The following is a 13,529-nucleotide window of genomic DNA, read 5'->3' on the forward strand; positions in this document are numbered from 1 at the left end:
TCGCCGGAGTGGTGGCGGGCTTGGTCTGGTCGGTCATTTCGGGTTCTCCCTTCGGCAATGACAACAGCTTCGCCGCGCCCCGGTTCCCGCGTCAACGGTGAAGCGGTGCGCGACCGGAACTGTCAGAGGTTTTCCAGCATGTGCTCGGCCGAACTCACCTTGAACTCGCCCGGCGCTTCGACATGCAGCTGCTCGACCACGCCGTCATTGACCAGCATCGCATAACGCTGGCCGCGCGTGCCCATGCCGAACTTGCTGCCGTCGAACTCCAGCCCGACCGCTTTGGCGAAAGCGCCATTGCCGTCGGACAGCATCGTCACGTCCCCGGCATCCGCGCTCTTCGCCCAGGCGCCCATGACGAAGGCGTCGTTGACTGCGGTGCAGGCGATTTCGTCCACACCCTTGGCCTTCAGCGCATCGGCATTCTCGACATAGCCGGGCAGGTGGCGGGCCGAGCAGGTCGGGGTAAAGGCGCCGGGGACGGAGAAGAGCGCGACCTTGCGACCCGCGAAAAACTCGTCCGAGCTGACCTGCTCCGGACCGCTATCGGTCGCCTTGACGAAGGTGGTGCTGGGAATGCGGTCGCCGATCTGGATGGTCATCAGGGTCTCCTCTCGCTGCGCTGAACTGCGGCTGCTCGTGCAAGTGGCATGGCTGTCGCAATTTTCAAGCATGGCGGAGCGTTAGTGGTGCGACTATGTTGATGTCCGATGGAAGAGAGCAGCTTTCTCACCGGGCAGATCCTGCTCGCCTTGCCTGGAATCGGCGATCCCCGGTTCGAACGGGCGGTGATCGCAATGTGCGCGCACGACGAACAGGGCGCGCTGGGAGTCGGCATCGGCCATGAGCTCGAAGAGCTCACCCTGCATGATCTGCTGGGCCAGTTCGAGATCGATCCCGGCGTGGCGCCGGATGTGCCCATTCATTATGGCGGACCGGTCGAGCCGCGGCGCGGGTTCGTGCTGCATTCGACCGACTGGGGCGGGCAGGACACGATCGATGTCGCCGGGCGTTGGGCGCTGTCCGGCACCATCGACGTGCTGCGCGCGATCGCCGACGGGACGGGACCGTCGCGCTGGATCGTCGCGCTCGGCTATGCCGGCTGGAGCGAGGGGCAACTCGACGCGGAAATGACCCGCCATGGATGGTTCAACGTGCCCGGGGATGCGGCGCTGCTCTACGACAGCGATGCCGGGCAGCGCTGGGAGCGCAGCTTTGCCCGCGTCGGCATCGACCCGCGCCTGTTGACGCCCGGGGCTGGGACGGCCTGAATTCCCTCGCCAAGCAATGCTCGCCGCGACGGGTCCGCATCCGGGCCGATATCCGTGCGCTGGTCCTCACACGGACATCGTTCGGCTGAGCGGCTACTTCTTTGCCTTCTGTTCGGCCCGGATCGTTTCGGGCGAAGGAATGACGGGCGAGAGCGCGGCGATCACCTGTTCGGCATCGGCGAACATCGGGGGCGACAGGCCGGGATCGCCCTTGTTGCCGGTGATGAACGCAGCCAGCACCAGCCGGTCGCCGACGATCGGGAGCATCGTGAACCCCTGATGCCCGCGTGACTTGGCGAGCAATGCCGCGTGGAGCGCATAGGCGGGGAACAGCGCGTCGAAATCGGCACCATAATAGAACATCCGTTCCATCTTCAGCTTCGACTTGCTGTCGTCCTTCAGCTCCAGGACCAGTTTCGACTTGTCGGTCCGCCATACCTGCTTGGACAGGCTGCGATAGGCTGCGGCGGAATCGACCGACGGGATCAGGCGGAACAGCGTGGCGTTGTCGCTGTCCTTGGCGAGCGCTTCGGCGCGGCGCGTTTCCAGCCGCTCTTTCCACAGCGCCTCGGGCGTGCGCGACAGGCCACCGATCAGCTCGTCCGGGCTCGCTCCGGTGCGAAGCCGCCGTGTCACCTCGACCACGCTGCCGAACGAGGCGGCGACCCATTGCGAGCGCGCAGCAAACAACCGTCGTGCCGCCGCCAGCTCACCGCGCTGGGTCTGGCGGATGATGCCGTGCAGGTCGAACAGCTCAACGATCTCGCTCGCATCCTTTTCGGTATCGCCTTCCGAACGGCGCTTTTCGGCGTTGGCGCGCGCCTCGGCGATGCGCGTGTCCGACAGCTCGGCATTGCCCGCCAGCGCCAGCGCGATGGCGGCGCGGGCGATGGTGGAACTGCTGCGCGATTCCGGGACGGTGCGCTTATTGAAATCGACCTGCGCCTCCCGCACAGCGGCGGCGTCGGCGAAGCGGCCCCATTCTTCGAGCCGGTCGGCCTGCGCCCCGGTGCCGAAGCCCAGCCGGCTGCGCCATGCACGGAATTCCGCCTCGCGCGGCGACTCGGTCGGGTCGTTGAGCAAATATTCGGGCACGCTCAGCAACGGCGTAAGGAGGAATTGCGCATCGCCCAGATTGCGCAGCGCAATCTCACGCGCCTCTGCCGGCTTGCCCGCGCGATACAGCGCGGCGGCGGCGATCAGGTCGAACGCCCGCCCCTGGGACCGGACATAATAGGGGTTGGCCATGAAGCCGGCCGCCTCGGCCTGCGAACGGGCAAGTTCCGCATCGGCGACCGCGCCGTCATAATCCTTCGCCTCGATCCGGTGGATCGCGCGGCCAAGGATCAGGTTGACGCGGCGATAGTCGTTCGTCTCGCGCTTTTCGCCATCGATCAGCGTCGAGCAGATCGCGACGCCCTCGGCACCGAATTTGCGCTTGTCGGGATCGGCATTCTCCGGCGGCGGGGCGAACAGCGCGAGCAGGGTGATCGCACCGATCAGCCGGGCGGCGGTCTCGCCCGCGCTCATGTTGTTCGGATTGCCGTCGCACTGGACGTGAAGCGACGGTCCCTTCTCCGCCTTGGCAGCCTGGGCCAGCGCGGGGGCGGAGCCCATGCACGCAACCATCAGCGCCAGCGCGGCGGCGCCGGTGTTCGACCGAATCTTCATTGATAAGCCCCCAAAACCCTTCCGGAACGAGAGGTGCCAGCGGGCGATATGGCTGTCAACGCAGCGCGATTAGCACCTCTCGATGCGCCATATAAAGATATCTTTATGTTTCATTTGCGCATCGCGCCCGGATCGGCTAGGGGCGCGGCACAGCCGTGGGCGTGCCGCGGCGAGAACCTTTACCAGCCGGAGAAAGATCGTGGCCACCGTGCTCGACAAGACCGATTACGTCATCAAGGACATCAGCCTCGCCGCGTTCGGCCGCAAGGAAATCGAGATCGCCGAAACCGAAATGCCGGGCCTGATGGCGCTGCGCGAAGAGTTCGGCGCGAGCAAGCCGCTGACCGGCGCACGCATCACCGGCTCGCTGCACATGACGATCCAGACCGCAGTGCTGATCGAAACGCTGAAGGAACTGGGCGCCGAGCTGCGCTGGGCGACCTGCAACATCTATTCGACCCAGGACCACGCCGCCGCCGCGATTGCCGCCGCCGGCATCCCCGTCTTCGCCGTCAAGGGCGAGACGCTGGAAGAATATTGGGATTACGTGATCCGCATCTTCGACTGGGGTCAGGAGCAGACCTGCAACATGATCCTCGACGACGGTGGCGACGCCACCATGTTCGCGCTGTGGGGTGCACGCGTCGAGGCGGGTGAAGAGCTGTTCACCCCGTCGAACGAGGAAGAGGAAATCTTCGTCGCGACGCTGAAGCGCTTCCTCGCCGAGCGTCCGGGCTACCTCACCAAGACCGTCGCCGCGATCAAGGGCGTGTCGGAAGAGACCACCACCGGCGTGCATCGCCTGTACGAGCTGTCGAAGAAGGGCAAGCTTCCCTTCCCGGCGATCAACGTCAACGACAGCGTCACCAAGTCGAAGTTCGACAACCTCTATGGCTGCAAGGAATCGCTGGTCGACGCGATCCGTCGCGCCACCGACGTGATGCTGGCCGGCAAGGTCGCCTGCGTCGCCGGCTTCGGCGATGTCGGCAAGGGTTCGGCGGCGTCGCTGCGCAACGGCGGCGCGCGCGTGCTGGTCACCGAAATCGATCCGATCTGCGCGCTGCAGGCGGCGATGGAAGGTTATGAAGTCGTGACGATGGAAGAGGCCGCCCCGCGCGCCGACATTTTCGTTACTGCGACCGGCAACGAAGGCGTGCTGACCGTCGATCACATGCGCGCCATGAAGAACATGGCGATCGTGTCGAACATCGGCCACTTCGACAGCGAGATCGAGATTGCGGGTCTCAACAACATGAAGTGGACCGAGATCAAGCCGCAGGTCGACGAGGTCGAGTTCCCGGACGGCAAGAAGATCATCGTGCTGTCGAAGGGCCGCCTGGTGAACCTGGGCAACGCGACCGGCCACCCGTCGTTCGTGATGTCGACGTCGTTCACCAACCAGGTGCTGGCACAGATCGAACTGTGGACCGCGTCGGAGAAGTACAAGAACGAAGTGTACGTCCTGCCCAAGCACCTCGACGAAAAGGTCGCGGCGCTGCACCTTGAAAAGCTGGGCGTGAAGCTCACCAAGCTCAACCAGCGCCAGGCCGATTATATCGGCGTGCCGGTCGAGGGGCCGTTCAAGCCGGATCACTACCGCTACTAAGCGGTAGACCCGAAACAGAAATGGGGGCGCTTCCGGGATCGGAAGCGCCCTTTTTTCATGTCAGGCGGCTGCGAGCGGTCCGAGCACGGCGCGTAGCGGGTCGAGCCATTGCGCATAGGGCTTCCAGATATCCACGCCATCGCGGTTGAGCGGGCGACGCACCTGCTCGCTGCTCGGGGTGCGCACGACGCGGTCGAGCGTGTGGAACTGCAGCACCGCGGGGTCCCAGTCGAGGCCGAGATAGGCAAGTGCGGGTCGCAACTGCACTTCGGCGTCTTCGATCAGCCGGTCATAGGCGATGTGATGCACCAGCCCCGGTGCGATGCCGTCGAGATGCGTCATCAATCGCACATAATCGACATAGCATTGGCCGATGTCCTTCAGCGCGAAGGAGGAGGCGTGAGCGGTCGAAAAGGACTGGGTGAAGTTGGAGAAGCAGCAGTCGAGCGCCGGGCGGCGGATGTCGATGAACTTGGCTTGGGGCAGGATGCGCTTGATGAAAAGGATGTTGCTCCAATTGTGCGGAAGCTTGTCGACGAAGAAGCGGCGGTCGGTCTTGCGGTGGAGCGCCGCACGGCGGAGATAATCCTGGCCCATGGCTTCGGCTACCTGAGCCGGTAGCCCTGCGATTACCTGCGGCACGGTCGCCTTGCCGCGGCGGGTCGCCAGTTCCATCGCGCTGCGCAGGATCGCGGGTATGTAAGGCAGTTCGCCCACGGGCTCGATCTGATTATGGCTGCCGAGCATCTGTTCGAGCAAGGTCGAGCCCGAGCGCGGGAGCGAGACGATGAAGATCGGTGTCGCGTCGCCGACTGCGTCCCTCTCAAGCGCCGAGACGAAACCAGCATCGACATGGCGCTCGACCTCGGCGACTTCGGCGGTCAGCTCGCGGGCGTCATAGCCGATGCTCTCGGCGCGCTGGCGGTTGCCCTCGGCATAATGCGTGAACGCCTGCTCATAGGCTTCGCGATCGTGGAGCGCGCGGGCCAGCGCGAAATGGAGAGGGGCGGTGTTGCGAACGTCGATGGCGATGGTGAGCGCTGCGCGCATCGCCGCGACATCGGCGTCGGTCAACACCTTCTGCTTGATGCTGGCAAGCCCCCACCACGCCTCGCCGATCTCGTCATCTGTCGCGATGGCATGGCGGTAGGCGTCGATCGCTTCGGACACGCGTCCGGCTGCCCGCAGCGCGTGGCCATAGGAAATCCAATAGGGCGGGCGGTCCGGCTGTTCGGACGCCAAACGGGCATGGATCGCCATTGCCTCGTCATGTCGACCGAGCTTGTCGAGTGCGAGCGCGCGCATTCCCGAAGTGACTGGATCGCCGGTTTCGGCCGCCAGCTGCGCGAACAGCGCCGCCGCTTCGTCGATCCGCTCCTGCTGGTTGAGGATCGAAGCCAGGTTGCGGCGGACGTCGAGCCCGGTCGCACCGCGCGCAAGCGCCTGACGCATAAACTGTTCGGCCTGAACCAGCGCACCGAGCTGCATGGCGATGGTGCCGAGCAATGCCAGCGCGCGCGGGTCGCCGGGATGTGCGCGCAGATGCCCCATCACGTGCTGCGCGGCGGTTTCGAGCTTGCCGTCGGCGGCGAGCCGTTCGGCTTCGGCGAGGATCGGCGTGGCGGAGATGGTCAAGGGCGGTACCTTCAGCGATAGCCGAGCAGGGAGCGCAGTCCCGGCGCGTGGAAATCGACCAACGCGCGGTGGCGTTCGCCGAGCGTGTCGGGCAGGTCGAGCGTGATCCCCGTCAGATTCTCGCGCGCGGTGCCGCTCTGATTGCGGTCGGCGCCGATCCGCACGCGGGCGCGCCAGTCGTCTGGGCGGTCGATCCCGCACGCGTCAAGCAGCGCGGCGAAAAACGCGTCTGCGGTGGCGCCGTCGAGGTCGGCAAGCGCAGCGGCGATCTCTTCATACTTCACGGCGTGCACGCGCGCGCCGAGCCAGGCCGCGGCATTCAGCTCGTAATAATCGTGCAGCGACGGGGCCTTGCCGGGGATCCCGAAGATCATCATGGTCAGCAGCTCATCCGGGCCGAGCGCGCCGTTCTTCAGGTGATCGACATTGCCCGAAAACTGCTCCGAGAGAAAGAAGCGTGCGCGGGCGAGCACCCAGTCATAGGGGTCGCGGTAGAGCAGGATGCGGCGCGTCGGCGCGGTTTCGATGACCGATGCGTCGGCGAAGAACAGATGCCCCCAGCTGAGCATCGGGCGCGACGGGTCAAAGGCATGGCGATGCTGTTGCAAATTGGGCCATTGAATGAAGTCGGCCCGATAGTGCTGCGCGACCGGTACGAACATGCGCAGGATGTTGCGGAGCAGGTGGCTGCCGCTTTTCGGCACGCTGTTCAGGAACACGCCCTGGCGCAACGGCGCCTGATCGAACCGGGCGTTTTCGGCGTCGAGCGTATCGGGCTGAACCCGCACATTCGGCATAGAGATGGTCGCTTCCGCATCGGAGGATGAGCCGGAGCTCAAAAAAACTGGGCGGCATGTTGCCATGCCGCCCAGCAAACCGAAAGTCCGGTCGGATCAGAACTTTGCGCGCACGTTGATGAACGCGCGGCGTCCGACAAAGCTGTATTGCGATGCCGCGACCACCGGGCCGAGCATCGAGATTTGCCCGCCGTTGAGTACCGAAACGCGCGGCGGACGGGTGTCGAACAGGTTGCTGACGCCGAGCGTGAGCTCGAAGTCCTTATTGACCGCCTTGGTGACCGAGAAATTGTGGTAGAAGGTCGCCGGCGTGGTCAGCACCGGGCAGTAGATGCCCCGCGTTTCGGGCAGGCCGGTGACATTGGTATTGATGCACGGGTTGCCACCATTGTCTTCCAGGAAGTCGTCAACGTCCGACGTCGCCCCGATGACGTTCAGGCCGTAGAACAGCGTGACATCGCCCGGCGTCTGCCAGCTCAGACGGAAGTCGCCGACCCATTGCGGCGAACCCGCTTCGCCATTGTCCGAGGTCGGGACCGAAGTCGGCAGCAGCTGGAACGTATCGCGCGTCTGCCAGGTCATGTCCGCGAGGAGCGAGATGTTGCCCCACGAGCCCAGATCCTGACGCACCTGCACCTGAAGATCGATGCCGCGATTCTGCTGCTGCGCGATGTTCACGAACTGGTCGGACACCGTGTTGATGTTGAACGGTGCCGCAGTCTGACCGCGCGTGAACAGGTCGCACAGCGGCTCGCTGGCGAAGTTCAGTGAATCGTAGCAGCCGAAGATGATGTTGGCCGCCCCGAGCTGGCTGATTTCGCCCTTCACCTTGATGTCGAAATAATCGACAGCGATCTGCAGGCGGGTATCGCCAAGGAAGCTGAACTTCGGCGTCAGGATGCCGCCGACGACGAACGCACGCGACGTTTCGGATTGCAGCTCGCCGATACCGCCACGCGAGATAGTGGTGGCGCTGACGCCGGTCGCCGGGTGGTTCCCCGGGATGCCGTCGGCGGCGCAGTTGTCGGCGACACGCTGGCTGATGCGACCAGCAGCACGCTCCGCCGCCCATTGGCGGCAGATGTCGATCGAACGCTGCGACGGGAAGCTGGTTTCGTCGGCGAGGAACTGTTCGAACAGCGCCGGAGCGCGGAACGACGTGCCATAGCTGCCGCGGAAGCGGAGCCAGTCGTTGATCGCCCAGTTGGCACCCAGCTTGTAGGTCCAGTTGCCGTTGTCGCTGTCCTCGTTAACGCCGCCCGCAATCGGCGTCGTGCGTTCCGCCTTCACGTTGGTGACGCGCGCGGCGGCCGTGAACGTCAGTTCCTTGAAGAACGGCTTGTCGGCGAACACAGGGACGTTGATTTCGCCAAAGGCTTCGGTCGTGACCGAATGTCCTGCGGTAATGCCCGACGTCGACGCGCCCCATGCGTTGCCGGCGCGGGTGATCTCACCCGGAACGTCGTTGATCTCGTCCTTGCGCGCGGTCACGCCGAACGCAACGCCGAGCGGCCCGGCGGGCAGGGCGAACAGTTCGCCCGACACCGACGCTTCACCCGTGATCTGGGTATAGTCGGTTTGCCCCTCTTCCCACGACGTCAGGAAGTCCGCCTGCGCCTGGGTCAGCTGACCTGCGAGGAAGTTGGGGTTGGCCCAAGGAAGGTCGATACACTGTTTGCCCGACACCGGGGTGACCGTGCCGACGCACGAGCTGAACTGGAAATAGCCGGTATCGTACACGTCCTGCAGGATCTGCTGCGAACGGTATTTGCCGATGCTCTTGCTGTACTGGCCGTAGATTTCCCACTTCCACGACCCGCCGAAATCACCGCGCGCGCCAAACACGCCGCGATAATAATCGACCGACTGGCTGTTGTCCGACAGGTTGGTGATGCCGGTCGGCGACAGCAGGTTGAGCCCCTGCCAGCCCGGTGCCCAGAAGTTGGTGACGGAGCCGGTGCCGTAGAGGTCGCCCGTGTAGCCGAAGTTCCAGAACTGGCGCCAGCCGTTCTGATAGGTTTCGCGACGGTTGAACAGGAACTCCCCGAACAGTTCGACCGAGTCGCTCAGTTCAAACGCAGCATTGGCATAGGCGGTGTAGAGATCGGTCTTCGGGATGATCGTCTGCTGTTCGACAAACGGGTGGTAAGAGTTCTGGACCGCGAGCGAACGGGCGTCATAGCCAGTCGGGAACCAGCCTGCGGGCGTGCCGATGTCACCGAAATAAGCCGGGGCGCCATAGGCCGGGATACCCAGCACTTCGCCCGGATACTGATATTGCAGCAGCACGGTCGGATTGCCGAGCGCGCCGGGCGAGGTGTTGACGCCGGTGTTCGGGCCGCCCGGACCGTCGAGCTGAAGGTTGTCGATCAGGTTGTAGGTCCACATGTGACCCCAGCGCAGATCTTCGCACTTATAGTTGCCGGTGCGCGGGTCGATCAGGTCGGCGCGACCGCCGCCAGGGCGGAAGGTATAGGCTTCCGGGCAGGCGAGATAGTCGCGGTCGCCGCGGGCCAGCTCGTTCACATGGGTATAGTCCGCGGCGACCATGATGTGACCGCGCTCGAAGGTCTTACCCCAGACGGCGCTGATGCGATAGGATTCGCCGCCGCTGTCGAACGGTGCCGAAACGTTGGCGTTGAGTTCGATGCCGTCGGTATCGGTCTTGGTGATGATGTTCACCACGCCGGCGACCGCGTCCGAGCCATAGATTGACGACGCGCCGGTCTTCAGGATCTGGATGTTGCTGACGATCGATTGCGGCAGGACGTTGAGGTCAAACGACGACACGCCGCCGCGCGTGCCGGCCGGACCGGCGCGGCGGCCGTTGAGCAGCACCAGCGTGCGGTTCGCGCCGAGGCCGCGAAGGTCGATCGTTTGCGCGCCAGGCCCGCCATTGGTCACGAAGTTCGACGAAATGGCCGAGGTGATTTGGGTCGAACCCGCAGCGACGGGCGAGCTTTGCAGCATCGACGCGACGTCGGACTTGCCTTCGCGGACCGAGATTTCCGGATCGATGATCGAGATCGGATCGGGGCTGTTGAACGGGGTTACGGTACGGATGCGCGAACCGGTGACGACGACTTCACCCTCGGCAGGCGCTTGGGCGGTGGTGGGTGCTTCGGGCTCTGCGGCGGGCGTTTCCTGGGCAAAGGCCGGTGTCAATGCACTGATCGCCAAGCCGAAAACGGCGATCGAACGCAGCGCGGTTGCGCTGTTGTAGCGTGATTTGGTCATTTGTGCCCCCTATTGCACAGCTGAAGCACTTTTGTTGCTCTGCAGCGAAGGGAACGCAACACCCGTGAGGGATTGTTCCCCATTTTGTTAGCTTTAGGAAACGATTGTAGCAAATCTGCCACAGTCAGGCGAATTTTCTTGTTCCGGTAACGTTCCGACCCGCTGTCTGCCGTAGCAGTGTTCGCGATGCGCGGGCGATGATCTTAGAAATACGCCTTAGAGGCTTGCACGAAATGGATAAACTGGCGCATCGAGCGATTGGGGAAGGGGGTGTTTGTTGAAAAGGGATTAGTGAAGATGCGTATACTCCGCTCCGCCAGCAGGACCGGCCTGCACCGGTCGGCTTCGGTCGCCGCGATTGTGCTTGCTGGTGCCACTCCGGCGTTTGCGCAGGATAGTTCGGGTCAGACGGCGCTCCCGCAGGCAGAAGATGTCGCGACGCCGACTCAGCAGCCGGACGACGAGGTCGTCGTCGTCACCGGATCGCGCATCGCTCGCCCTGAGATCAGCTCCCCCAATCCGATCACGTCGTTCAGTGCCGCGACCCTTGAGCAATCGGGGCGGACCAATCTCACCGACTTCCTCGTCCAGAACCCGGCGCTGATCGGGTCGACAACGAGCGCAGACCAGTCCGGTTCGACCGGCGGCTTTGGTGCGACCGGGACCAACTTGCTCAACCTGCGCAACCTCGGCACCGATCGCACGCTGGTGCTGGTCGACGGCCGTCGCCATGTTGCGGGCCTGCCGGGCTCCGCGTCGGTCGATATCAACACCATCCCGAAGGACCTGCTCGAGCGGGTCGATGTCCAGACCGGCGGTGCTTCGGCCGTTTACGGCGCCGACGGCGTGTCGGGCGTGGTCAATTTCATCCTGAAGCGCAATTTCGAGGGCGTGCGCGTGCGCGGGCAGGCGGGTATCTCCGAAGACGGTGACGCCGGCAACCGCTTCGCATCGATCACAGTGGGCAAGAATTTCGCCGACGGGCGCGGCAATGTCGCGCTGTCCTATGAATTCACCGAGGATGATCGCCTCAACTCCTTTGACCGTGCACGGGGCGGCGATCCGCTCGCTACGTTCAGCCTGGTGCGCAACCCGGACGACTTCCCGGACAGCCCGACCGTCTTCGACCGCATTCTGCTCAACAATCTGCGCTACGCGGACAGCTCGCGCGATGGTGCAGTCGATCTCGACCTCGACGGCATCCCCGATTTCACCGGGACGGGCGCGGTCTATGATCGTGGCCGCCTGCTGCCCAGCTCGGGCGGCCTGACGCAGGGCGGCAGCAGCACGCCGATCGCCGGCTATCAGGGCGATCTGCAGCCGCAGAACCGCGTTCACAATGTGAACGTGATTTCGAGCTTCGAGTTTTCCGACGCGCTGCGGGTGTATGCGCAGGGTAAATATGCGCGGACCGACAGCTACTCGGTCGCGCAGCCGAGCTTCGATTTCTTCACCTATCTCGCGCCCGACAACGCGTATCTGATCGAGCGTTTCGGTGCGGCTGGCGCGGCCAATGGCGCGTTCCTCTCGCGCGACAATTTCGACCTCGGTGTGCGCGGCGAGTCGACCGAGCGTGAGACGTGGCGCGGCGTCATCGGCGCGGAAGGCCGGATCACGGGCAACGCGCGCTATGACCTGTCCTATACCTATGGTCAGACGTCGAGCAGCTTCCTCAGCACCAACTACCGTCTGACCGACCGGTATTTCGCGGCGCTGGACGCCGTGCGCGATCCGGTGTCGGGCCAGATCGTGTGCCGTTCGACGATCACCGGCGGAAACATTGACCCGAACAACTTCGATGGTCCGGCAACGACGTTCACCCCCGGCGCCGGCAGCGCGTGCCGTCCGCTCAACCTGCTGGGTGAGAATGTCGCGAGCCAGGCGGCGCTCGACTTCATCAACGTCGATCTGCTGAACAGCTACAAGGTGCAGCAGCACGTTGTGTCGGGTTCGATCGCGGGCGATTTCGGAGCGCTGTTCAAGCTTCCGGGCGGTCCCGTCGGCTTCGCGATCGGCGCGGAATATCGCAAGGAGATCAGCGACTTCGTCTCCGATCCTTTCCTGCAGCGCGGCGAGCTCGCGGACATCGCGCAGATTGCGCCGGAGCGCGGCAGCTTTGACGTTAAGGAAGTGTTCGCCGAATTGCGCGCGCCGCTGCTTTCCGACCTGCCGTTCGCGCATACGCTGGAGCTGAACGCGGCAGTGCGTCTGTCCGACTATTCGACGGTCGGCAACACGACGACCTGGGCGTTCAGCGGCATCTATGCGCCGGTTCGTGACGTGCGGATCCGCGGCACCTACTCGCAGGCGGTTCGCGCACCGAACATCACCGAACTGTTCGCGCCGACCAACGGGACCTTCTCGTTCATCGACGATCCGTGCGACCCGATCAATCTGCCCGAAGGCACGTCGTTCCGCGCGGCGAACTGCACTGCGACTCTGGCAGCAGCGGGCCTCACTCCGGCGCAGATCGCGGCGTTCAATCCAGTCAACGATCCGACGGCAACCGTCAGCCTGCCGGGGCGTGTCGGCGGCAATCCCAACCTTGCCGAAGAGACTGCGCGGACCTGGACAGCAGGCATCGTGCTGCAGCCGTCGTTCCTGCGCGGCCTGACGATCACCGCCGACTGGTACGATATTCGCCTTGAGAATGCGGTCCGGACCGCAACGGCCCAGGAAGTCGTCGATCTGTGCGTCGATCAGCCGACGCTGGACAATGTCTATTGCCAGAGCGTGACGCGCAGCGGCACGACCGGCTATGTCAGCGACTATCTGGTCGGCCCGCAGAACGTCGCGGCGTTTGAGACCGCGGGTCTCGACCTGTCGGTCAACTATGCCTTTGACGCGGGCGGCATCGGCCGCTTCAATGTGCGCCTGCAGGGCAATTATCTGGACAAGCTGACGTTCGTCCCGACGCCCGGTGCCGATGTTGAGAACAGCAAGTTCACCGACTTCGCTCCGGAATATAGCGGCAATTTCGACCTGACCTGGACCAAGGGGCCAGTCACGCTGAACTATGGTCTGACCTATTTCAGCAAGACCCGCCGCTATAGCGAGGATCAGCTTCGCGCCAATCCGGACATCGCCGACCCGCAGTATTTCTGGTACCGCGAAAAGTGGGAACATGATCTGCAGGCGTCGTTCGCCGTGAACGAGCGCTTCGGCTTCTATTTCGGCGTCAACAACTTCACCGACGAAAAGGGTGACGTTGGGCGGATCGCGTATCCCTATTCGGAGATCGGCCGCTATTTCTACGCCGGTGCGCGGATCGCGTTGCCGGGTATCTGAGCCCGTTGAGTGCGTGGAGGCGGG

General features: G+C 64.1%; 8 protein-coding genes. 3 read left to right on the top strand and 5 right to left on the bottom strand.

What is annotated here, in order from left to right; all coding sequences use genetic code 11:
- Positions 1 to 122: 122 nt before the first annotated feature.
- Positions 123 to 602, bottom strand: a complete 480-nt coding sequence (locus AX681_RS12365) for a peroxiredoxin (protein ID WP_066661407.1) — start codon at positions 600 to 602, stop codon at positions 123 to 125.
- Between the two features lie 108 nt (positions 603 to 710).
- On the opposite strand from AX681_RS12365, the gene AX681_RS12370 reads away from it, so the two are divergent.
- On the top strand, positions 711 to 1,271 hold the full coding sequence (locus AX681_RS12370; protein ID WP_066661433.1) for a YqgE/AlgH family protein: 561 nt from the start codon (positions 711 to 713) through the stop codon (positions 1,269 to 1,271).
- A gap of 93 nt (positions 1,272 to 1,364) precedes the next feature.
- Here AX681_RS12370 and AX681_RS12375 read toward each other — a convergent pair whose 3' ends face one another.
- Positions 1,365 to 2,942 (bottom strand): hypothetical protein, encoded by a 1,578-nt coding sequence (locus AX681_RS12375; RefSeq protein WP_066661444.1) that lies wholly within the window; start codon positions 2,940 to 2,942, stop codon positions 1,365 to 1,367.
- 199 nt (positions 2,943 to 3,141) lie between these two features.
- On the opposite strand from AX681_RS12375, the gene ahcY reads away from it, so the two are divergent.
- The gene (gene ahcY, locus AX681_RS12380; protein ID WP_066661447.1) at positions 3,142 to 4,548 is read left to right on the top strand and encodes an adenosylhomocysteinase; all 1,407 of its coding nucleotides are present in this window, start codon (positions 3,142 to 3,144) and stop codon (positions 4,546 to 4,548) included.
- A 60-nt stretch (positions 4,549 to 4,608) separates the two neighbouring features.
- On the opposite strand, the gene AX681_RS12385 is transcribed toward ahcY, so the two are convergent.
- From AX681_RS12385 to AX681_RS12395, 3 genes are all read right to left on the bottom strand, one after another.
- Positions 4,609 to 6,183 carry a tetratricopeptide repeat-containing sulfotransferase family protein gene (locus AX681_RS12385; protein WP_066661450.1) on the bottom strand — a complete coding sequence of 525 codons (1,575 nt, stop codon included), beginning with the start codon at positions 6,181 to 6,183 and terminating at the stop codon, positions 4,609 to 4,611.
- 11 nt (positions 6,184 to 6,194) lie between these two features.
- Positions 6,195 to 6,980 carry a hypothetical protein gene (locus AX681_RS12390; RefSeq protein WP_066661459.1) on the bottom strand — a complete coding sequence of 262 codons (786 nt, stop codon included), beginning with the start codon at positions 6,978 to 6,980 and terminating at the stop codon, positions 6,195 to 6,197.
- 96 nt (positions 6,981 to 7,076) lie between these two features.
- Positions 7,077 to 10,217, bottom strand: coding sequence for a TonB-dependent receptor domain-containing protein (locus AX681_RS12395; protein ID WP_066661460.1), 3,141 nt, complete (start codon positions 10,215 to 10,217; stop codon positions 7,077 to 7,079).
- A gap of 297 nt (positions 10,218 to 10,514) precedes the next feature.
- Between AX681_RS12395 and AX681_RS12400 the strand changes: the two genes are divergently transcribed.
- Positions 10,515 to 13,505, top strand: coding sequence for a TonB-dependent receptor plug domain-containing protein (locus tag AX681_RS12400; protein WP_231733769.1), 2,991 nt, complete (start codon positions 10,515 to 10,517; stop codon positions 13,503 to 13,505).
- The last annotated feature ends 24 nt before the right edge of the window (positions 13,506 to 13,529 follow it).

It is taken from the genome of Sphingomonas sp. CCH9-E2 (assembly GCF_001557215.1).
Taxonomy (GTDB): Bacteria; Pseudomonadota; Alphaproteobacteria; order Sphingomonadales; family Sphingomonadaceae; genus Sphingomonas.